The sequence below is a fragment of the Arthrobacter sp. AOP36-F1-5 genome (assembly GCF_058137995.1).
In genome coordinates this window covers 3054841-3075361 of the sequence record NZ_CM176892.1, presented here as the reverse complement: position 1 = coordinate 3075361, position 20521 = coordinate 3054841, and the positions used below count along the sequence as shown (strand labels likewise).

Here is a 20521-nt window from a genome sequence, read left to right as displayed (position 1 = left end):
CGTTACATGAGTGCAGATTCCACCACCGATTCAGTCCGTGCCGCCTACCGGGTGCGCGGCTCCGAGCTCGTGGGCCGCAACTGGTTGAATACCGGCGGCAAGGAACTGGGGCTGAAGGAACTCCGCGGCAAGATCGTCATCCTCGATTTCTGGACCTTCTGCTGCATCAATTGCCTGCATGTGATCGACGAACTGCGCCCGTTGGAGGAGAAGTACCGGGACCTGCTGGTCATCGTCGGCGTCCACTCCCCGAAGTTCGAACACGAAGCCGACCCCGTCGCCCTCGCCTCCGCCGTGGAACGCTACGAAATCGCCCACCCGGTGCTGGACGACCCGGAACTGGAGACCTGGCAGGCCTACTCGGCCCGGGCCTGGCCGACCCTGGTGGTGTTGGACCCCGAGGGCTACGTGGCCGCCCACCTCTCCGGGGAGGGCCATGCCCCGGGCCTGGAATCGCTCATCGAGGAGCTCGTGGCCGAACACGAGGCCCAGGGAACACTGAACCGCGGAGACGGCCCGTACGTCGCCCCCGCCCCGCGGGAAGGGGACCTGCGCTTCCCGGGCAAGGTCCTGACCCTGCCCGATGGCACGTTCCTGGTCGGGGACACCGGACACCACCGGATCGTGCAACTGGACTCGGATCTGAAGACGGTGCTGCGCACCATCGGTTCCGGGGAACGCGGTCACGCCGACGGTACGGCGCAGGCGGCTTCCTTCAACGAACCGCAGGGTCTGGCCCTGCTGCCCGCCGAGGTCGCCGGTCGGACCGGCTACGACCTGGTCGTCGCCGACACGGTCAACCACCGGCTGCGCGGGGTGGACCTGGCCACGGGCAACGTCACCACGGTCGCCGGCAACGGCATCCAACGCCTGCTCGACGCCGAACAGGCACTCGCCGCCGGTGAGGCGGCGAACGACCCGGATGCCTGGATCAGCGATCTCGGGGACGACCCGCTGAACACCTCGCTGTCCTCGCCCTGGGACGTGCTCTGGTCCGCGAAGGCCTCCCGCGTCATCGTCGCGATGGCCGGAACCCACCAGATATTCGCCTTCGACCCGGTGACCGGGGCCCTGGACGTCTTCGCCGGCACCGGGCTCGAAGGCCTGGAGGACGGGGCCCCCGGCAGGTCCTGGTTCGCCCAGAGCTCCGGACTGGCCGAAGGGCCCGCAGGGGAGATCTGGGTGGCGGACTCCGAGACCTCGGCCCTGCGCGTGCTGCGCGTGGGCCAGTCAGGATCCGTCGACACGGTCGAGACGGCCATCGGGACCGGGCTCTTCGACTTCGGGTTCCGTGACGGCCAGGCCGCCGAGGCACGCCTGCAGCACCCCTTGGGGGTGGCCGTGCTGCCGGATGGTTCGGTGGCGGTGGCCGATACCTACAACGGGGCGGTCCGCCGCTACGATCCGGGCACGTCGTCGGTTACCACCCTGGCCCGTGACCTCGCCGAGCCCTCGGACGTCCTGCTGGACACCTCGCTCGACGGGGACCCCGTCCTGCTGGTGGTCGAGACGAACCAGCACCGGCTGGTCCGGCTGCCGCTGCCCCATGAGGCGCTCAGCGTCGACGAAGGAGCCTCGCAGACCCAGCGCCCGCAGACTCCGGTCGCCCCGGGCGGGCACCGGATCAGCGTGCGCTTCTCCGCTCCGACGGGGCAGAAGCTCGACGACCGGTGGGGGGATCCCACCCAGCTGAAGATCTCCTCTTCACCCGAGGAACTGCTCCTCTCCGGCGGGGGGACCTCCACCGGGCTGCACCGGCAGTTGGAGCTGAACCCCGAGGTCCCCGAGGGCGTCCTGCACATCACGGCCCGCGCCGCGGCCTGCGACGGCGAAGCCGGGGGAGCGATCCCCGATCATGCCGCCTGCCACCTGTACCAGCAGGACTGGGGCATCCCGGTCGTGTTGCGTCGGGACGGCGATGACGGGTTGACGTTGGATCTGCGCGGACTGGACTGAGTCATTGCGGGGGCGCTCCATGACGGAGCGCTCCCGGGTTCGTGACGGGAACCATGGCGCACGGGAAACCAGCGGAGTATGGTTAGCAGTGCTAAGCAACTAATTCCCCGTGGTGGATGCCGCCCGTCCGCCCCGGAATCGAGACCAGGAGTCCAGTGTCCCCGAATGCCCCCGAACCGGTCGTCGATGACGACCTCGCCGTCCACCTGCGGGTGGCGATCATGCGTGTATCGCGTCGGCTCCGGGTCGACGTCGGGGCGGGGGCGGTCACCGCAGGACAGTATTCGGTCCTGATCTGCCTCGGGAAGGAACCGCGCACCCTGGGCCAGCTGGCCGAGCGAGAGCGCGTCCAGGCGCCCTCGATGACCCGGATCGCCAAGGCGCTCGAGGAACAAGGCTACGTCGAACGCAGGACCAGCCCCGAGGACGGCCGGCAGGTCCTCATCGCCATCACCGACGCAGGCCGGGCCATCGTGGAGGACGTCCGGGGCCAGCGCACCGCCTGGCTCTCACGGCACGTCGCCGAGCTGGGCCCCGCCGACCGGGCCGTCCTGGGGCGCGCCGCCGAACTCCTCAAGGAGATGAACGCCTGGTGAGCAAGATGTTCAAGGCCCTGGGATCGCCGAACTACCGGCTGTGGGTCTCCGGTGCCCTGGTGTCCAACATCGGCACCTGGATGCAGCGCGTGGCCCAGGACTGGCTGGTGCTCACCATCCTCACCGACAACTCGGGGACGGCCGCCGGCATCACCACCGGTCTGCAGTTCGTCCCGATCCTCTTCCTGGGCCCCTATGCGGGACTGGTCGCCGACCGGTACAACAAACGCAAGCTGCTGCTGGTCACGCAGAGCGTCATGGGCCTCTGCGCCCTGGTCATGGGGCTGCTCGTACTCACCGAAACCGCCGAACTATGGCATGTCTACACCCTGGCCTTCGTGCTCGGCCTCGCCAGCGCCTTCGACTCTCCTGCCCGGCAGGCCTTCGTCTCGGAGATCGTCGGCCCCGACGACGTCCCCAACGCGGTGGCGTTGAACAGCGCCTCCTTCAACCTGGCCCGGCTGGCGGGCCCCGGGGTCGCCGGCCTGGTGATCGCCGCGGTGGGCACCGCCCCGGCCTTTTTGATCAATGCCGCCAGCTTCGCCGCCGTGCTGTTCTCGATCTGGAAGATGAAGCCCGAACTGCTCCACACCCCCAAACCGGCGGTCCGCGGGAAGCGACAGATCCGCGAGGGGCTGCACTATGTGCGCAGCCGCCCCGATCTGGTGATGATCCTGGTCCTGGCCGGCCTGATCGGCACCTTCGGACTGAACTTCCAGATCACCAACGCGATGATGGCCACCGGGGTCTACGGGGTGGGCCCGGGCGAATACGGTTTGCTGGGTTCGGTCATGGCCGTCGGCACCCTGGGTGGGGCCCTCCTGGCGGCCCGCCGGGGACGGTTCCGGCTGCGCTACCTGATCGGTGGGGCGATCCTTTTCGGCGTCTTCACCACGGCCGCTTCGGTCATGCCGACGTTCTGGCTGTATGCCATCGCCCTGGTCCCGGTCGGGCTGGCCTCCCTGACGTTCCTGAACAGCTGCAACACCTCGATCCAGCTTTCCGTCGAACCGCGGTTCCGCGGCCGGGTGCTGGCCATCTACGTGATGGTCATCCAGGGCGGAACCCCGATCGGTGCCCCGCTGGTGGGCTGGCTCGGCACCGAATTCGGAGCCCGCTGGTCGATCGCGGCCGGAGGGCTCATCGCCCTGGCCGCAGGGCTCTGGGCGCTGCAGCATGTGCGCAAGGGCAAGCTGAACAAACCGGTCTTCGCCACCGTCGAGGACCCCCAGGACCCCCAGGACACCCGCGGGGGAGGGGTCCCCACCAGCAGCGGGAAACCGACGGCGTAGTCCGGTTCAGTCCCCGACGACGGGGGTGACGGTCACCGAGTCCCCGGAGACCTCCAGCTTGGCGGTGAACCCGAAGTCGTGCCTGACGGTGTTCCCGCTCTTGGCACCGGTCATCAGGTTCTGCTCCACCAGATTCAACGAGGTGCCGACCTTCAGCGAGCGCAGGACCCATCCGCCGTCGTACGGGCCGACCTTGACCTCGGGGTAATCGGTGATCTTCCAATGGATCGAATCGCCGGCCACCCGGGATTCGGTGTTGTAGCTCAGCGGGCATCCTGCGGGCTTGAGGACCTGCTGGGCGGCACAATCATCGAGATATTCATGCAACTGGTCGTCGATTTCCTGGACCAGTTCCTTGGTCGGCTTCGTCGTCAGTTCCAACCCATCGGTCCCCGCCGCGGAGGGGGAATCGACGACGACCCGGCGCTTGGCCCCCTGGAAGTACTTCTCGCGGTAGCTGGCGTCGACCACGGCCGGCAGGAAGACCGGAAGCTTGGCGGTGCCCTTGGTCAGCGGGGCATCCTCGCCGTTGACGCGCACCTGGTTGGTGGTATCGGCCGACACCGAGAGCTGCGGCATGTCGGTCGCGGCGAAATGCCAGCGGTCGAAGAACAGCCAGTCCCGGCCGCTGCGCTTCAGATGGAACATGGTCTGGTGCTTCTGCCCGTCCACCGTGTAGTTGGTGGCGACCTCCACCGCGCCATCGGTGACCTCCCGGGCGTCTTCGACCTGGAAATCCTGGATCGGTTCCACGGAGGCCTGCAGCGCCTCGCCGTCGAGCAGCACGGAGTTGCCCTGCGGGGTTTCCGGATCGAGCAGCCCCATCGCCTGCTCGCCCTCGCCCTCCTGGAGCAGGGAGAAGTACTGGCCCACCTGTTGTTCGGGGCTGAAGACCTTCTGGTTCACCAGGGTGATGGTGATGACCGCGGCCACGGCAAGGACCATCAGTGCGGCCAGCCAGGCGGCCAGGACACGGATGGGCGGGGAAGCGTTTTTCACCTGCTCCACGTTACCGGGAATGCCGGCGCCGCGGTGGACCCCCGACGACGGCGAGGCAGGAACCGGCGACGCGCGCGAGGATAGGGCGCTGTGGGCCCGCCCGCCACCGCCTGCCGAGGCCTCCCGTCATGGAGCCGTCATATGACGGGCCCCGGGCCCCGGATGACGCCGTACGGGCTCGGATCCGCGCAACATCGGGTCATGTTCCCGATCATGACGCGGCCGGGTCGACGCCGCTTGCCGTGGCGCTGCGGGGCTGCGTTAGATGGTTGGACCAACCCATCAAGAGCGGCCGAGAGATCTGGATCGACGACGCCGCAGCAACCACCGCCCCCCGGAAGGACCGGGGACCAGGCGACCGGTGCTCCCGCCAGAAGCGATGGAGACGCATCCGCGGACCCCTCGGAACCACGGCCGCCCGTGGCCCCGGGGGATCGTTCGATCCGGCGCAGGCCGGTGCGCTCCCTCGCACCGACACTGCGAGGAACCACATGCCCCATGACAGCAACGGCACGGCCCCACCGGCCCTGTCCTTCGAGCTCTACCCGCCGCTGGACAACGCGGCGGTCCCGAAGGTCGTGAAGACCATCGGGGAACTGGCGGCCGCCCGACCCGACTACGTCGCCGTCACCTACAGCGGGGCACCACAGCGCCGCGAAGCCACCCTGGAACTGGTCGGGCATCTGGCCGCCAACACCCGGTTGCGCCCGCTGGCCCACCTGACCTGCGTCGGGGAGAGCCGGGCCTCGTTGACGTCCCTGGTCGAACGCCTCATCGGCCTGGGGGTCCGCGGGGTCCTGGCCCTGCGCGGGGACCTGCCAGAGGACCGAAGCACCTCGCGGGGGGACCTGCCCTTCGCCGGGGACCTCATCGAACTCATCCGCGACGTGGAGGGCAGCCACTCCGCCGCCCTCTGCGGCGGACGGCTCTCCGTGGGCGTCGCCGCCTACCCGCAACGCCACCCCGAATCACCGTCCTTCGAACACGACGTCGAAGTGCTGTTGGCCAAGGAACGGTCCGGCGCCGACTTCGCCATCAGCCAGGTGTATTTCCGTCCCGGGGACTACGCCCACCTCCTGCAGTGCGCCCGCGAGGCGGGGGTGGGCATCCCCATCGTGCCCGGGCTGATCGCCTTCGACTCCGTCCGGCGGTTGACCCGACTCAGCGAACTGGCCGGCATCGCCCCGGACCCGGTGCTGGCCCACCGGCTGGAAGCCGCCCGCGACGGGCAGGAACGCCGCCGGATCGGAGTCGAAACCGCGGTGGAGCTCGGGCGCAGCGCCCTGGCCGACGGGGCCCCCGGTCTGCATCTGTACACCTTCAACGACCACCGCGGCCCGCTGGACGTGGTCGACCGCCTCGGCCTCACCGGCCGGTTCGGCGATCCCGCCCCGCAGTACGGCCGGCTCACGGCAGTACCCGCCTGAGCCGCGTCACCACCGCCCCACCGAACCACCCACCCAATGACCACCACCGACAGGAGCACCACCATGAGCACCGCGAACTTCCCCGCAGCAACCATCCTCGGCTACCCGCGCATCGGACCGAACCGCGAACTGAAGAAGGCACTGGACGCCCACTGGGCCGGACGGCTCGACGCGGCCGGACTGCAGGCCGCCAGCCAGGCGCTGCAGGAGGGCACCATCTCCCGGCTGACCGAACTGGGCCTCTCCGCCACCGACTCCTCCATCCCGGCCGACTTCTCCCTCTACGACCAGGTCCTGGACGCCACGGTCGCCCTGGGCGCCCTGCCGGCCCGCTTCGCGGACCTGGCAGGTCCCGACGGATCGATCGACACGGAGGGCTACTTCACCCTCGCCCGCGGTGATGCCGAGCGCCAGCCGCTGGAAATGACCAAATGGTTCGACACCAACTACCACTACCTCGTGCCCGAAATCGGCCCGGAGACCCCCTTCGCCCCGTTGGCCCACGCACTGACCAGCCTGATCGCCGGGCACCGGCGGGCCGGCAGGACGCTGCGCCCGGTCCTGGTCGGACCGTTCACCTACCTGCTGCTGGCCAAGGCCGAGGACGGGGCACCGGAAGGCTTCGACCCGCTCGACCGCTTGGACGACGTCGTCGCCGCCTACCGCGGGATCCTCGCCGCCCTGGCCGATGCCGGGGCCGAATGGATCCAGCTCGACGAACCCGGTCTGGTCACCGACCGCGGGGCCGCCCATACGGGAACCGTCGAACGCGCCTACCGTTCGTTGCTGGCCGCCGACGACGGCGGAACCTCCTACCACGGCGGACACCGTCCTGCCGTGCTGGTCACCACCGGCTACGGGACCGCCGGGTCGCGGGACACCCCGGGGGAGACCCTGGCGGTGCTGGCCGAACTCGGGGTCGACGCCGTCCACGCGGATCTGCGGCGCGGGGCCCTGCCCCAGGCGGAGACGCTGCTGCGCATCGGGGCCTTCGGGACCCGCTTCGTCGCCGGGATCGTCGACGGACGGAACATCTGGCGCAACGACCTCGACGCCTCGCTGGGCACGCTGGAGAACCTGGCGGAGACCACCACGGCCCCCTCGGTGGCCACCACCACCTCGCTGTTCCACGTCCCGCACCGCCTCGACGTGGAAACCTCCCTGTCCGCTGACCTGGCCGACTGGCTGGCCTTCGCCGACGAGAAGGCCACCGAGGTGTTGACCCTGGCCCGCGGCCTGGCCGAAGGCTCCGGGGCCATCCGGACGCAGCTCGACGCCGCCACCGCGGCGCGGGCCGCCCGTGAACACGGCGCCGGCGTCCACCTCGAGGCTGTGAGGGCGCGTACCGCCGCGCTGGCCCCGGCGGACTTCGAACGCGGCGACGCCGCAGCCCGGGCCGGAGACCAGCGCGAACGCCTGTCGCTGCCGTTGCTGCCGACCACCACCATCGGTTCCTTCCCGCAGACCACCGAGGTCCGCACCGCCCGCGCCGCGGCGCGGAAGGGAACCCTGTCCGAGGCCGACTACCAGCAGTTCCTGCGCCGTGAAATCGCTCGGGTGATCGAACTGCAGGAGGACATCGGCCTCGACGTGCTGGTGCACGGCGAGGCCGAACGCAACGACATGGTCCAGTACTTCGCCGAGAACCTGGATGGTTTCGCCGCCACCGAGCACGGGTGGGTCCAGTCCTACGGGTCCCGCTGCACCCGGCCCTCCATCCTGTGGGGGGACGTGATCCGGCCCGAGGCCATCACCGTGGAATGGACCCGCTACGCCCAGTCGCTGACGGCCCGCCCGGTCAAGGGGATGCTCACCGGACCGGTGACGATCCTGGCCTGGTCCTTCGTCCGCGACGACCAGCCGCTGGCCGAAACGGCGAACCAGGTGGCCCTGGCCCTGCGCGGGGAGATCGCCGAACTCGAGGAGGCAGGAACGGCCATCATCCAGGTCGATGAGCCGGCCCTGCGTGAACTGCTGCCGCTGCGGGCCACCGACCAGGACGCCTACCTCGACTGGGCCGTCTCCGCCTTCCGGCTGGCCACCTCCGGGGTCGGGGATGCCACCCAGATCCACACCCACCTGTGCTATTCGGAATTCGGTGAGGTCATCAGCGCCATCGACGGTCTCGACGCCGATGTCACCAGCCTCGAGGCGGCCCGCTCCCGCCTGGAGGTCGTCGCCGACCTGGCCGGCTTCGGCTACCGCCGCGGCATCGGGCCCGGGGTCTACGACATCCACTCCCCGCGGGTGCCGACCGAGGAGGAGATCGCCGGGCTCATCGACACCGCCTTGCAGGGGCTGGACGCCTCCCGGCTGTGGATCAACCCCGACTGCGGGCTGAAGACCCGCGGCTACGCCGAAACCGAGGAGTCGCTGCGCCATCTGGTGGCCGCGGCGAGATCCGCCCGCAGCGGGCTCACCGCCGGGGAACCGGCCGTCGTCGCCGGAGCCTGATCCCCTTCCGGTGCCGTGCCGGTTCCGGCCGGCACGGCACCGGAGACCACCTTCCACCACCCAGCCTCTGGACCAGGAGCCCCGCCATGAGCACCAGCACCCCGGAACGTCCCGCAGCACCCATCGGCCCGGCCACCGCGGCCATCCACTCCGGCTACACCCCCGCCGCCCCGCACTTTGCCGTGGCCCCACCCATCGTGCATTCGGCGGCCTTCGAATTCCCCGACCATGCCACCGCCGTGGAGATGTTCGCGTTGCGGACCCCCGGCTTCACCTACTCGCGGACCGGAAACCCCACCGTGGCCGACTTCGAGGAACGGGTGGCCACGCTGGAGGGCGGGATCGGGGCGATCGCGACGGCCACCGGACAATCGGCGGTCGCCATCGCTCTGCTCGCCCTGCTTGGTGGGGGACGCGATGAGGACGGGGCCCGGCTGCCCGGAGGGCACCATGTCGTGGCCTCCTCCCAGCTTTACGGCGGAACCGTGGACCTGCTGACCGACTCCTTCGCCGACTTCGGTTACCGCGTCGACTTCGTGGACCAGGACGATCCCGGCGCCTGGGAACGGGCCATCACGCCCGACACCCGGGCCGTCCTGGTCGAATCGATCACCAACCCGTTGTCCACGCTGCCCGACGTCGCCACGATCGCGACGATCGCCCACGCAGCAGGCGTCCCGGTGGTCGTGGACAACACCCTGGCCACCCCTGCCCTGTACCGGCCGATCGACCACGGGGCCGACATCGTGGTGCATTCGGCCACCAAGTTCATGGGCGGCCACGGCACCGCGCTGGCCGGGGTCATCGTCGAGGCCGGACGCTTTGACTTCGCCGCCGACCCGGGCAAATGGCCGCAACTGGCCACCCCGAAGGCCAGATACGGGGGACAGGTTCTCAGTGAACGCCACGGCCGGGCCGCCTATCTGGCCCTGGCCCGCAGCAAATACCTGCACGACCTCGGTCCCAGCCTGTCCGCGCCGGCAGCCGCAGAGATCAGCCGCGGCCTGGAGACCCTGGGCTTGCGTCTGGAACGGCACGGGGCCAACGCATTGCGGGTGGCCCGGTTCCTGGACACCCATCCCGCCGTCGCCCGCGTCCACCACCCCGGCCTGGACGACGCCGGGGGACCCGACCGGCGGCGGCAGGTGTCCGTGTTCTCCTTCGACCTGGCGGCCACCGCCGAGACGGTGGGGCCCTTCATCGACGCCCTGTCGCTGTTCAAGCTGGTCGCCAACCTGGGTGACACCCGGTCGTTGGTGGCCCATCCGGCGGCCATGACCCATTGCCGGCTCAGTGCGGCCCAGCGCACGGCGGCCGGCATCGGGGCGACCACCATCCGGCTGTCCATTGGTTTGGAGGACCCCGAGGACCTCATCGCCGATCTGTGTCGGTGCCTGGACGCCGTCGTCGGCGAAGCCGTCCCCACCGACCACCGGGGCCGTTCCGCCCCCTCCACCGCAGGAAGCAGGGCCTGAAATGACCATCCATGGTGCCACCGACCAGCCGCGGGGCTTCAACACCACGGCCATCCATGCCGGGCAGGAACCGGACCCGCTGACCGGGGCCGTCATCCCACCGATCTACCAGACCAGCACCTTCATCCAGGACGGCATCAACGTCCTGCGCGGGGGGCACGAGTATTCACGTGGTTCCAACCCCACCCGCAACGGCTTCGAAACCCAGCTCGCCGCCCTGGAACACGGCGCCTCGGCCTACGCCTTCGCCTCGGGCATCGCCGCCGAGGATGCCCTGCTGCGTGCCGTCCTGTCCCCGGGAGACCACGTGATCCTGGGTGCCGACGGGTACGGCGGAACCCACCGGCTCATCACCCAGATCCTGGGCCGCTGGGGCGTGGAGAACACCGCGGTGGACATCACCGATCTGGCGGCGGTCCGGGCAGCGGTGCGCCCCTCCGGCACCGTGGTGCTGTGGCTGGAAACGCCGTCGAACCCGTTGCTGGCCGTCGCCGATATCGCCGGATGGGCGCGGATAGCGCACGACGCCGGGGCGCTGCTGGTCGTGGACAACACCTTTGCCTCGCCTTATTTGCAGCGCCCCCTGGACCTGGGGGCCGACGTCGTGGTGCATTCGACCACGAAGTACATCGGCGGCCACTCCGATGTGCTCGGGGGAGCCGTCGTCGTCTCCGACGCCCTCCACCGCGGGCAGCCGGTGGCCGAACTGGTGGGCTTCCAGCAGTTCGCCGCCGGGGCCGTCGCCGGGCCGCAGGATTGCTATCTGGCCGCCCGCGGGCTGAAGACCCTGGGATTGCGCATGGACCGGCACGGGGCCAATGCGCTCGCGCTCGCCGAATGGCTCCGGGTTCAGCCGGAGATCGCCGCCGTGCACTATCCGGGACTCCCCGAAGATCCCGGGCACGAGTTGGCCGCTCGGCAGATGGACGGCTTCGGCGGCATCGTCTCGATCCGATTGGCCGGAGGGGAGGCCGCCGCCCGGAAATTCGCCGTTTCCACGCGTCTCTTCGGCCTCTCGGTCAGCCTCGGCGGAGTCGAATCCCTGGTTTGCTACAGCTCGGAAATGACCCACGCCTCGGTGCGCGGCACCGAGCTGGCCGCCCCCACGGATCTGGTGCGGCTCTCGGTCGGGGTGGAGGACGTTCGTGACCTGCGGGGGGACCTGGACCAGGCGCTGGCCACCGTCGCCTCGTTACGCGTGCCGGTGGGCGCCCGGTAGCCCGGGCGTGGCTGATGAGCTCGGTAACGGGGACGGCCACGGCTGGTTCCGGTAGGTCGGGACCCGGGGCCTGACGAACCGCGAGGCTTGAATCCAGCAGTCCAGAACCCTGTTCGTCGGTAGTGGCATCGCGCTATTATGGTCCCATGCCTCAAGTTGAAGAGCAGGTCGGTCTTCCACCGCCATCGCTCATGTCCCGGACGACCTATCTGGCCGGAAACTTGGCCCGACTGGGTAAAGCAGGCATGGTCGCCACGCTCAAAGACCGCGGTTTGGGCTTCCCTCACTACGCGGTATTGATGGCGTTGGTGGATCTCGGCCCGTTGGCTCCCCACGAGTTGGCGACCCGGCTGAACACCGACCGATCTCATGTGAGCACCTACGTGGAATCCCTCCAACGCAGCGGTCTCATTGAACGACGCCCCGACCCCACGGATCGACGACGCATCATCGTCGCCATTACCAGTGCCGGAACTGAGATCGCTCGCGACGTTGCCGCGGCTTCCACGGAGGCGGAGCTGAACCTCCTCTCGGGACTGGCCGAGGACGAGCGCGTCGAACTTCGACGACTGTTGCTCAAGGTCCTGCTCAGTGCCGACGGCTGGCCGGGCGCCCCGGCTGCTTCGACACCGTCTCCCTCCTGCTAGACGCTTTCACTGTCCGGGAGGCCGGCAACACCACCCGTACCTCCCCTCCAGAACCGCAGGAACCCACATGGCACACGACACGGCACAAGAATCCCCAGCTCGTGACGACCGGCAACCGGTCCGCACCAAACGCGAGTTCGTCTGGGCCTTCACCGGCTTGCTGCTGGCCATGCTCCTGGCAGCACTGGACCAGACGATCGTTGCGACGGCCCTGCCCAGCATCGTCGGCGACCTCAACGGGCTCGAGCACATTTCCTGGGTGATCACCGCCTACATGCTGGCGGCAACAATAGGCCTACCGATCTACGGCAAAGCCGGTGACCTCTACGGGCGCAAATCGGTCTTCGTGTTCGCCATCGTCGTCTTCCTGGCCGGCTCGATCCTGTCGGGGACCGCGACGAACATGATCCAGCTGATCATCTTCCGCGCCATCCAAGGCATTGGCGGCGGTGGCCTGATGATCGGAGCGCAGGCCATCATCGCCGACCTCGTCTCCCCCCGTGACCGCGGAAAATACATGGGCTTCATGGGCGCCGTATTCGGTCTGGCCTCCGTCGCGGGGCCGCTGATCGGCGGCTTCTTCACCGACAACATGGGCTGGCGGTGGATCTTCTACATCAACATCCCGCTGGGCCTGGCGGCGCTGGGGACCGTGATCTTCGCCCTGCACCTGCCCCGGCCCTCCGGGGCAGCACCACGGATCGACGTCCTGGGCACCCTGACTCTGGCCGTGTTCAGCGCGGCGGCCGTCTTCATCACCAGCTGGGGTGGAACCACCTACGCCTGGGGCAGCGTCCAGGTGCTGGTCCTGGGCGCCGTGGCAGTCGTGTCGGCGGTGGTGTTCGTGCTGGCCGAACGTCGGGCCGCCGAGCCGATCATCCCGTTGACCCTGTTCACCGAACGCAACTTCATCCTCCCGGCCCTGGCCGGGGTGACCATCGGCATCTCTATGTTTGCCACCATCGCCTATCTGCCGACCTACCTGCAGATGGTCGAGGGGGTCAACGCCACCGAATCCGGCCTCATGCTGATCCCGATGACCACCGGCATGCTCCTGGCCACGATCACCACCGGGCGGCTGGTCTCCTCCACCGGGCGCTATAAGGTGTGGCTGCTGGTCGGGCCCGCCATTGGTGCCACGGGGTTGTTCATGCTGGCGCAGATCGGGGTGGGCGTCCCGTATTGGTACACCGCCCTGGCCATGTTCGTCGTCGGGCTCGGGGTGGGGTGTTCGATGCAGAACCTCGTCGTCGTCGTACAGAACAGCGTCCCCCACCGGATCGTGGGAGTAGCCACCAGTTCGGCGTCCTACTTCCGTCAGATCGGGGCCTCGCTGGGCATCTCGGTGTTCGGGGCGCTCTTCGTCTCCCGGTTGACCGATGCCTTCTCATCGCTTCCGGCAAGCGCCGGAAAGGGGGGCTTCAGCGCGGACTCCGTCAGCTCACTAACACCGAAACTCTTGGCCCAGCTCCCGGCCCCGGTCCAGGAACTCATCGCCCAGGGGTTCGCCGAGGCCCTGCCGCCTCTGTTCCTCTACGGCGTTCCGGTCATGCTGGCCGGGCTTGTCCTGGTGGTGTTCATTCATGAACAGGCACTACGTACCGAGGTGGGAGGGGTGGAACCGGCTCAGGAATCCCCCTCTGTTGAGGAGCCCGGACGGTCCGAGGCGCAGGACGTTGCCGCCCCAGCCGAGCTACCGGCCAAGGGGCGCCACCGGGCTAACGATCAGGATCTCCACCGGCCGCCGGCACCCTAGGGGCCAGGTTCGCGGCGCCGTGACACGCAAAAAGGTCCCAGCCGAGGGGGAACGGCTGGGACCTTATGCATCACTCGCACCTTGATGAGGCACTTTCAATACTAGGAAACGGTCCTTTGACCGCACTGTGAGCCCCGTCGGAGTTTGCTGGCTTTCCGGTACTGGACGTCCCGTCCAGATTCCGCTGGCAGCTGGTGGCCTACGGCTCCACAGGCTGATCCGGTGCCGGGGCCGGGGCGGGTTCCTGGTTTTGCGGTGCGGGCTCCTGGTTCGGTTCCTGCTGCTGTTCCTGGTCGGGCGCGTCGTCTCCTGCCGGGGCGTCCGGGTCCTGGTTGATGGTTCCGGAGTCATCGCTCTGGTGGGTGGTCCCGCTGATCCCCGGGATCGAGGTGCCGCCGGTTCCGCTGGTACCGCCGGTGAACGAGGACACCTTGCGCCCGGCAGAGAGCTCGAAGACGAGGATCAGGGCCATGGTGATGGCGAACAGGGCGACGGTGACGCCGATGATGTGCTTCCACGGCAACCGTTGCAGGATTCCGCGCCCGGCGTCCTTCGATGGTTTGTCGACCTCATCGACGCTCGTTCCAACAGGGCCGGCGTCCCGCGCTGTCGCATGTGGTGGCTGCGCGCCGTTGGACGGCCGGGGCTTGGGGCGCCCGACGTTGACCCTTTCGCCCACGTGGTCCTTGGTCCGCTGCAGGGATTGCGAGTAGATCGACCCGCCGACGGTGATCACCAAGCTACCCAGCGCGGCCCCGATGATGGTTCCGCCCACACCCAAGGTGGACAACACCACCGCGGAGGTGACGGCGCCCAAGGCGGAGCCGACCGATCCGATCCAACTGATTTCAAGACGCTTCCTAGCCACGCATCAATTATCCCGGGTGCCGGTGGCCTTCCGAAGCCGCCGCACCCTCTTTCCCCTACCGGCTGATTCAGGAGTTCAGCAGCAAGGGAACGAGCATCATCGCCGGGACGGCGGCGATCGTGGTCAGCAGGACGGTGTCCTTGGCGACCACCAGGCCCTGCTCATACCGGGAAGCCGTGACGAAGACGTTCTGGGCCGAGGGCAATGCAGCCATGATGACCACGGCAAACAGTTCCGCCCCGTGCAGCCGGAACAGGAGGGCCCCGGCGAGCCAGGCCAGCACCGGGTGGGCGATCAGCTTCAACCCGGTGCCGATCAGGACGTCGGAGCGTCGGTGGGTGGCTTTTTCCAGGGGTTTGGAACCCACGAGGGAAATGCCGAAGGCCAGGAGCATCGCCGGAATGGATGCACCGGCGATGAGCTCGACGGGGTCGGCGATCGGCTGCGGGAGCGTCCAGTCGAAGACGGCGAACAACAGTCCCGCCAACGAGGCGACGATCATCGGGTTGCGCAGGGTGCTGAGCACCAGGGCGGTCGGGGTGGTACGTCGGCCCGAGGTGCTTGAATCCAGCAGGGACAGGAAGACGGGACTCCAGAGGGCCAGCTGGAAGAGGATCACCGGGGCCGCATGCGCCGTGCTGCCCAGGACATAGGCGGCGATCGGCAGCCCGAGGTTCGCCGAGTTCACCGTCGAGGCACTCATGGCCCCGACCAGTCGTTCGGGGCGCCCGCGGGGCAACCACCAGCCGGTGACACCGAAATAAAGCAGGGCAACACCCGTGGCGCTGATGGCCGCCACGGCCAGGCTGGGCCCCAGGACGGCGCGGGGATCGGCGTCGGCGACGGTGACGAAGAGCAGGGCCGGGCTGGCGACGAAGAACGTCAGTCGATTCAGGACATAGCGGGCCTCGGGTCCGAGGACCCCCGTGCGTCCGACGAGGTAGCCGACGATGATGACGGCCCAGACGATCGAGAATCCCGAGAGGACCCCGAGCACGGTCCTAGGAGTCCGCGGCGGAGCCGGCGATGGCGTGCGGTGGGCGCACGGCATTGGTGGACAGCGACTCGGAGGGGTCGCTCCCCAGGGCGATCATCGTGTTGTTGGCGTCGACATGGACGATGCGCGGCACATAGCTGCGTGCTTCGGCATTCTCCATCTCGGCGAAGCTGATGAGGATGACCGTATCGCCCGGATGCACCAGATGTGCGGCGGCACCGTTGATCCCCAGGACCCCGCTTCCGCGGTCCCCGGCGATGGTGTAGGTCTCGAGCCGGGCGCCGTTGGTGACATCGACGATGCTGACCAGTTCCCCGGGAAGGATGTCGGAGGCTTCGAGGAGATCGAGGTCGACGGTCACCGAACCGACATAGTGCAGATCGGCATGGGTCACAGTGGCGCGGTGGATCTTCGACTTGAACATTGTGCGTTTCATGGCACTCCTAGTCTACGCGCCGTGCGGTGGTTGGACTCCCGGCCCTGGCATGAAGAGAGCGGGCGACGGGAATCGAACCCGCGTGTCCAGCTTGGGAAGCTGGCGCTCTACCATTGAGCTACGCCCGCAAAACACCCGCCGGTCCGTTCGTACCCGCGGGTGCATCTCAGCATAGCCCAATGGGCGTTCACATGCATATTGGAACTCCACCCACCCAGCGTGCTAATCATGCCCCGCCCGTTGGGGGGACCGGCCCGGGCGGCCCGTCAGGGCCCGCGCCACCGGTTCGGCCAGCTTGGTGGCAATCGGGCCCAGAACGGCCAACAACATGACATAGGCGGTGGCCAGGGCGGCCAGTTCCGGGGAGGCACCTCCACCGGCGACGGCCAGTCCGGCGATCACGATCGAGAACTCGCCCCGGGCGATCAGTGCCGTGCCGGCGCGGATCCGGCCCGGTACGCCGATCCCGGCCCGACGGGCGGCCCAGACCCCGGTGAGGACCTTGGTCACCGAGGTCACCAGGGCCAAAGCCAGGGCCAGGACCAGGACCGGGGGGATCGTCGCCGGGTCCGTGTTGATGCCGAACAGGACGAAGAACATGGCGGCGAACAGATCCCTGAGGGGGGCCAGGACCTTGGCTGCGGAATGTGCCGTGGAACCGGAGATCGCAATGCCCAGCAGGAAGGCGCCCACGGCCGCCGAGACCTGCAAGGCCGCGGCGAGGCCCGCCACGAGCAGCGCGGCGCCGATGAGTTTGAGCAGGAAGTTCTCCTGATCGGGGGAGTGGACGAGCCGGGAAATCTGGGGTCCATACCGCAGGGCCAGCAGCAGCACCAGGGTCACGGCCAGCAGGGCGACGCCCACGGCCCGGAACCCACCCCAGAAACTCACCCCGGCCAAGGCCGCGGTGAGGATGGGCAGGTAGACGGCCATCACGAGGTCCTCGAGCACCAGGATGGACAGCACTACCGGGGTCTCGCGGTTGCCCAACCGCCCCAGATCAGTCAGGACCTTGGCCACGATCCCCGAGGAGGAGATGTAGGTGACCCCGCCGAGGACCAGACCGCCGATGACCCCCCATCCCAGGATGAGGGCCAGGGCGGCACCGGGGACGAAGTTCAGGACCAGGTCGACCAGACCTGCCAACCAGGACCGGCGCAGACCGGTGACCAGCTCCTTGGCGGTGTATTCCAGCCCCAGCATCAGCAACAGCAGGACCACGCCGATTTCGCTGGCGACGTCCCCGAACGATTCGATCCCCGACAGCGGGACCAGGCCGCCATGGCCGAAGATCAACCCGCCCAGCAGGTACAGCGGGACCGGTGACATGCCGACCCGGGCCGCCAGACGTCCGAGAAGCCCGAGGCCGAGGAAGACGGCGCCGAGTTCGATCAGGACGATGGTGGTGGGGTCCACGGGCAGGCCCTATCCGTGATTCAGCAGGTGGGCGGCCTTGTCGAGGCCCTCGGCCGTGCCGACCACGATGACGACATCACCGGCTTCGAGTTCGAATGATGGCGAGGGGGAGGCGAATACCTGGCCACTACGGGAAATAGCGACGATGGAGGCGTGGGTGCGGGTGCGCAGATGGGTGTCACCCAGTGTGTGGTCGGCGTAGGGGCTGTCCTGGCTGATGACGAACTGCTGGGTGTTCACCCCCGGTAGTTCGCGATGCTCCGCGGAAAGATCGGAGACCAGTTGCGGGGCACCGAGCAGGCCGCCGATCGCCGCGGCTTCCTCCGAGGTCAGCGGGATGGCCGCCTGGCAGGCATCGGGGTCCTGCTTTTCGGAGATGATCAGCTCCATGCCGCCCTCGCGTTTGATCACGACGCCGACGCGTCGTCCCGTGGCCAACATGACGTCGCGGCGCGTGCCGATGCCCGGAAGGGGCGTTTCTTCCAGATTCATGACACCAGCGTAGACCCCGGGGCAGTCCCTGGCAGCCCCGGGGCACCGAACACAGAGGGCCGCCGCCGGTGTTCCGGCGACGGCCCTTGGGTGATGGTGGTGTCGGGGCTCAGGCCTCCGGGGGTGATTCGCCGTCGGCGGTGCCCTCGGTGGGCTCCTGCGGTGCCGGGGAACCATCGGGGGCGAAATCGCGGCGGATGGCGTCGACGCCTTCGGCAGGGATCTCGAAACCGAGCTGGTGGCCCGGGTTCAGGACCACACCGGCACCGTTGAGGTTGTCGACGACCGCTGCGCCGACCACGCGCACGGCGTAGGGGGCCTCGGTGGTGTAGGCCTCGGGGATCCGGTTCACCTGCGTGAACAGAGCGATTACGGGCTCGCCGTCCTTGTTCTGCAGCAGCAGCGGCTGGACGTTGTCGGTCTCCTCGGTTACTTCCTCGCGGCTGAGGAAGAAGACTTCCTCGGACAGGAAGGTCGCAATGACCTGACCGGCCATGGCCTCATCGGCCTGGCCCTGCTGCAGCACGGTCTCCAGGTGCGTTTGCGGTTCGTCGGGGTCCGGATTTTCGGATGGGTTCTGCGTTGGCTCGTCGCTCATGCCTTCCAGCCGATCACGCCCGTAGAGGATGTGCAAGCCGTGCCCCGGATCAAGTAGCTGGCGGTTCGGGGTTCGGACGCGGGCCGAATTAGACTGGGCGGCAACCAACCCACCGGATGCCAAGGATGCCCCATGACCGAGTTCCAGTACGAGGACCTGCTGCCGATCGGCCAGGACGACACCCCCTACCGCCTCATCGGAACCGAGGGGGTCCGCCGCCTCGAGGGCCCCGGGGGACGGAGCTTCCTCCAGGTCGCCCCCGAGGCCCTGGCGCATCTGGCCCGCACCGCCCTGCATGACATCTCCCATTACCTGCGTCCAGCCCATCTGCAGCAGTTGCGCAACATCCTCGACGACGAGGAAGCCAGCGCGAACGATCAGTTCGTGGCGCTTGACCTGCTGAAGAACGCGAACATCGCCGCCGGCGGGGTCCTACCGATGTGCCAGGACACCGGCACGGCGATCGTGATGGGCAAGCGGGGCCAGCAGGTGCTCAGCGAAGGCCCGGACGAGAAGGCCCTTTCGCAGGGCATCTACGATGCCTACACCCAGTTGAACCTGCGTTATTCGCAGCTCGCCCCGCTGACGACCTGGCAGGAAACCTCCACCGGGAACAACCTGCCGGCCCAGATCGAGCTCTATGCCGACACCGAGCCCGGCCACGAGGAACAGTACAAGTTCCTGTTCATGGCCAAGGGCGGGGGATCAGCGAACAAGTCCTTCCTCTACCAGGAGACCAAGGCGATCCTGAACGAGAATGCCATGCTGGCCTTCCTCGACGAGAAGCTGCGCTCGCTGGGCACCGCTGCGTGCCCGCCGTACCACCTCTCGATCGTCATCGGGGGAACCAGCGCCGAATTCGCGTTGAAGACCGCCAAATACGGTTCGGCCAAATACCTGGACCACCTGCCGACCACCGGGGCGATGACCGGAAGGGGATTCCGCGACATCGACCTGGAGGAGAAGGTCCTGGAGCTGACCCGCCACTTCGGTATCGGAGCCCAGTTCGGGGGCAAATACTTCTGCCACGACGTCCGCATCGTCAGGTTGCCCCGCCATGGTGCCTCGCTTCCCGTGGCGATCGCCGTCTCCTGCTCGGCCGACCGCCAGATGTTGGCGAAGATCACTGCCGAAGGCGTCTTCGTCGAACAGCTTGAAACCGACCCGGCCCGCTTCATGCCCGAAACGGATCACCCGGCGGTCGCCGCGCACGACGACGACACCGACGGTGTCAGCGGGACCGGTGGCTCCTCGGTGGTCAGGATCGACCTGAACCGTCCGATGCCGGAGATCCTCGCCGAACTATCCAGACACCCGGTGAAGACCCGCCTGTCGTTGACCGGTCCGCTGGTGGTGGCCCGCGACATCGCCCACGCGAAGATCCGCGAACGACTGGATGCCGGGGAGGAGATGCCCCAGTACCTGAAGGACCACCCCGTCTACTACGCCGGCCCGGCGAAGACCCCCGAGGGCATGGCCTCCGGTTCCTTCGGCCCGACCACGGCGGGGAGGATGGATCCCTATGTCGACCGGTTCCAGGCGGCCGGCGGTTCGATGGTCATGCTGGCCAAGGGCAACCGGTCCCGGCAGGTCACCGATGCCTGCCAGAAGCATGGCGGCTTCTATCTGGGCTCGATCGGCGGCCCCGCGGCCCGGTTGGCGCAGGATTGCATTCGCCGGGTCGAGGTCCTCGAGTACGAGGAGCTGGGGATGGAAGCCATCTGGCGCATCGAGGTGGAGGACTTCCCGGCCTTCATCGTGGTCGACGACCAGGGCAATGACTTCTTCGCCGAGCCCCTGACCCCGACCTTCACCGCGATCCCAGTCCGGGCGGGCTAGGTGTACTGCCCAGCAACGTTGGTTGAACTCGTGCGACGACACGGTCTGAATTGA

Annotated in this window: 17 protein-coding genes and 1 tRNA gene; 10 read left to right on the top strand and 8 right to left on the bottom strand. The window is 68.3% G+C overall.

The genetic code is table 11. The features are described 5' to 3' along the window. The first annotated feature begins 6 nt into the window (after positions 1-6). From AC3ZI9_RS14075 to AC3ZI9_RS14065, 3 genes are all read left to right on the top strand, one after another. A complete protein-coding gene (locus AC3ZI9_RS14075) occupies positions 7-1956 on the top strand; it encodes an NHL domain-containing thioredoxin family protein (RefSeq protein WP_444566822.1) in 1950 nt (649 codons plus the stop codon). A gap of 155 nt (positions 1957-2111) precedes the next feature. Continuing rightward, entirely contained in the window at positions 2112-2552 is a 441-nt protein-coding gene (locus tag AC3ZI9_RS14070) for a MarR family winged helix-turn-helix transcriptional regulator (RefSeq protein ID WP_444554845.1), read from the top strand. A gap of 5 nt (positions 2553-2557) precedes the next feature. Then, positions 2558-3844 carry an MFS transporter gene (locus tag AC3ZI9_RS14065; protein WP_444554894.1) on the top strand — a complete coding sequence of 429 codons (1287 nt, stop codon included), beginning with the start codon at positions 2558-2560 and terminating at the stop codon, positions 3842-3844. 6 nt (positions 3845-3850) lie between these two features. Here the strand turns inward: AC3ZI9_RS14065 and AC3ZI9_RS14060 are convergent, their stop codons facing one another. Beyond that, positions 3851-4843, bottom strand: a complete 993-nt coding sequence (locus AC3ZI9_RS14060; RefSeq protein ID WP_444554846.1) for a zinc ribbon domain-containing protein — start codon at positions 4841-4843, stop codon at positions 3851-3853. Between the two features lie 491 nt (positions 4844-5334). On the opposite strand from AC3ZI9_RS14060, the gene AC3ZI9_RS14055 reads away from it, so the two are divergent. The 6 genes from AC3ZI9_RS14055 to AC3ZI9_RS14030 all read left to right on the top strand — a co-directional run bounded on the left by AC3ZI9_RS14055 (position 5335) and on the right by AC3ZI9_RS14030 (position 13821). Then, the gene (locus AC3ZI9_RS14055) at positions 5335-6270 is read left to right on the top strand and encodes a methylenetetrahydrofolate reductase (RefSeq protein WP_444554847.1); all 936 of its coding nucleotides are present in this window, start codon (positions 5335-5337) and stop codon (positions 6268-6270) included. 63 nt (positions 6271-6333) lie between these two features. Next, positions 6334-8724, top strand: a complete 2391-nt coding sequence (gene metE / locus AC3ZI9_RS14050; RefSeq protein ID WP_444566823.1) for a 5-methyltetrahydropteroyltriglutamate--homocysteine S-methyltransferase — start codon at positions 6334-6336, stop codon at positions 8722-8724. A gap of 86 nt (positions 8725-8810) precedes the next feature. After that, complete coding sequence (locus AC3ZI9_RS14045) at positions 8811-10199, top strand: O-acetylhomoserine aminocarboxypropyltransferase/cysteine synthase family protein (protein ID WP_444554849.1); 1389 nt, start codon at positions 8811-8813, stop codon at positions 10197-10199. Position 10200: 1 nt separating this feature from the next. Beyond that, on the top strand, positions 10201-11418 hold the full coding sequence (locus AC3ZI9_RS14040; protein ID WP_444566824.1) for a cystathionine gamma-synthase: 1218 nt from the start codon (positions 10201-10203) through the stop codon (positions 11416-11418). 146 nt (positions 11419-11564) lie between these two features. Continuing rightward, positions 11565-12065, top strand: a complete 501-nt coding sequence (locus AC3ZI9_RS14035) for a MarR family winged helix-turn-helix transcriptional regulator (protein WP_444554851.1) — start codon at positions 11565-11567, stop codon at positions 12063-12065. 67 nt (positions 12066-12132) lie between these two features. Next, a complete protein-coding gene (locus tag AC3ZI9_RS14030) occupies positions 12133-13821 on the top strand; it encodes an MDR family MFS transporter (RefSeq protein WP_489923700.1) in 1689 nt (562 codons plus the stop codon). A gap of 199 nt (positions 13822-14020) precedes the next feature. On the opposite strand, the gene AC3ZI9_RS14025 is transcribed toward AC3ZI9_RS14030, so the two are convergent. The 7 genes from AC3ZI9_RS14025 to AC3ZI9_RS13995 all read right to left on the bottom strand — a co-directional run bounded on the left by AC3ZI9_RS14025 (position 14021) and on the right by AC3ZI9_RS13995 (position 18628). Then, complete coding sequence (locus AC3ZI9_RS14025) at positions 14021-14689, bottom strand: hypothetical protein (RefSeq protein WP_489923699.1); 669 nt, start codon at positions 14687-14689, stop codon at positions 14021-14023. 67 nt (positions 14690-14756) lie between these two features. Then, positions 14757-15686 (bottom strand): AEC family transporter, encoded by a 930-nt coding sequence (locus tag AC3ZI9_RS14020; protein ID WP_444554855.1) that lies wholly within the window; start codon positions 15684-15686, stop codon positions 14757-14759. Between the two features lie 4 nt (positions 15687-15690). Continuing rightward, entirely contained in the window at positions 15691-16122 is a 432-nt protein-coding gene (gene panD, locus AC3ZI9_RS14015; protein WP_444554856.1) for an aspartate 1-decarboxylase, read from the bottom strand. 57 nt (positions 16123-16179) lie between these two features. Continuing rightward, positions 16180-16250 (bottom strand) — tRNA-Gly (locus AC3ZI9_RS14010). Between the two features lie 94 nt (positions 16251-16344). Then, on the bottom strand, positions 16345-17538 hold the full coding sequence (locus AC3ZI9_RS14005) for a cation:proton antiporter (RefSeq protein ID WP_444554857.1): 1194 nt from the start codon (positions 17536-17538) through the stop codon (positions 16345-16347). Between the two features lie 9 nt (positions 17539-17547). Then, on the bottom strand, positions 17548-18030 hold the full coding sequence (locus AC3ZI9_RS14000; RefSeq protein ID WP_444554858.1) for a cation:proton antiporter regulatory subunit: 483 nt from the start codon (positions 18028-18030) through the stop codon (positions 17548-17550). 109 nt (positions 18031-18139) lie between these two features. Continuing rightward, positions 18140-18628, bottom strand: coding sequence for an SseB family protein (locus AC3ZI9_RS13995; RefSeq protein WP_489923698.1), 489 nt, complete (start codon positions 18626-18628; stop codon positions 18140-18142). 132 nt (positions 18629-18760) lie between these two features. Between AC3ZI9_RS13995 and AC3ZI9_RS13990 the strand changes: the two genes are divergently transcribed. Next, entirely contained in the window at positions 18761-20467 is a 1707-nt protein-coding gene (locus AC3ZI9_RS13990) for a fumarate hydratase (protein WP_444566826.1), read from the top strand. Positions 20468-20521 lie beyond the last annotated feature (54 nt).

Excerpts from the sequence above, each read along its gene's own strand:
- AC3ZI9_RS13995 (WP_489923698.1), bottom strand. The coding sequence starts at position 18,628 with ATGAGCGACGAGCCAACGCAGAACCCATCCGAAAATCCGGACCCCGAC.
- AC3ZI9_RS14040 (WP_444566824.1), top strand. The coding sequence starts at position 10,201 with ATGACCATCCATGGTGCCACCGACCAGCCGCGGGGCTTCAACACCACG.
- AC3ZI9_RS14065 (WP_444554894.1), top strand. The coding sequence starts at position 2,558 with ATGTTCAAGGCCCTGGGATCGCCGAACTACCGGCTGTGGGTCTCCGGT.
- AC3ZI9_RS14030 (WP_489923700.1), top strand. The coding sequence starts at position 12,133 with ATGGCACACGACACGGCACAAGAATCCCCAGCTCGTGACGACCGGCAA.
- AC3ZI9_RS14055 (WP_444554847.1), top strand. The coding sequence starts at position 5,335 with ATGCCCCATGACAGCAACGGCACGGCCCCACCGGCCCTGTCCTTCGAG.
- AC3ZI9_RS14000 (WP_444554858.1), bottom strand. The coding sequence starts at position 18,030 with ATGAATCTGGAAGAAACGCCCCTTCCGGGCATCGGCACGCGCCGCGAC.
- AC3ZI9_RS14045 (WP_444554849.1), top strand. The coding sequence starts at position 8,811 with ATGAGCACCAGCACCCCGGAACGTCCCGCAGCACCCATCGGCCCGGCC.
- AC3ZI9_RS14035 (WP_444554851.1), top strand. The coding sequence starts at position 11,565 with ATGCCTCAAGTTGAAGAGCAGGTCGGTCTTCCACCGCCATCGCTCATG.
- AC3ZI9_RS14075 (WP_444566822.1), top strand. The coding sequence starts at position 7 with ATGAGTGCAGATTCCACCACCGATTCAGTCCGTGCCGCCTACCGGGTG.
- AC3ZI9_RS13990 (WP_444566826.1), top strand. The coding sequence starts at position 18,761 with ATGACCGAGTTCCAGTACGAGGACCTGCTGCCGATCGGCCAGGACGAC.
- panD (WP_444554856.1), bottom strand. The coding sequence starts at position 16,122 with ATGAAACGCACAATGTTCAAGTCGAAGATCCACCGCGCCACTGTGACC.
- metE (WP_444566823.1), top strand. The coding sequence starts at position 6,334 with ATGAGCACCGCGAACTTCCCCGCAGCAACCATCCTCGGCTACCCGCGC.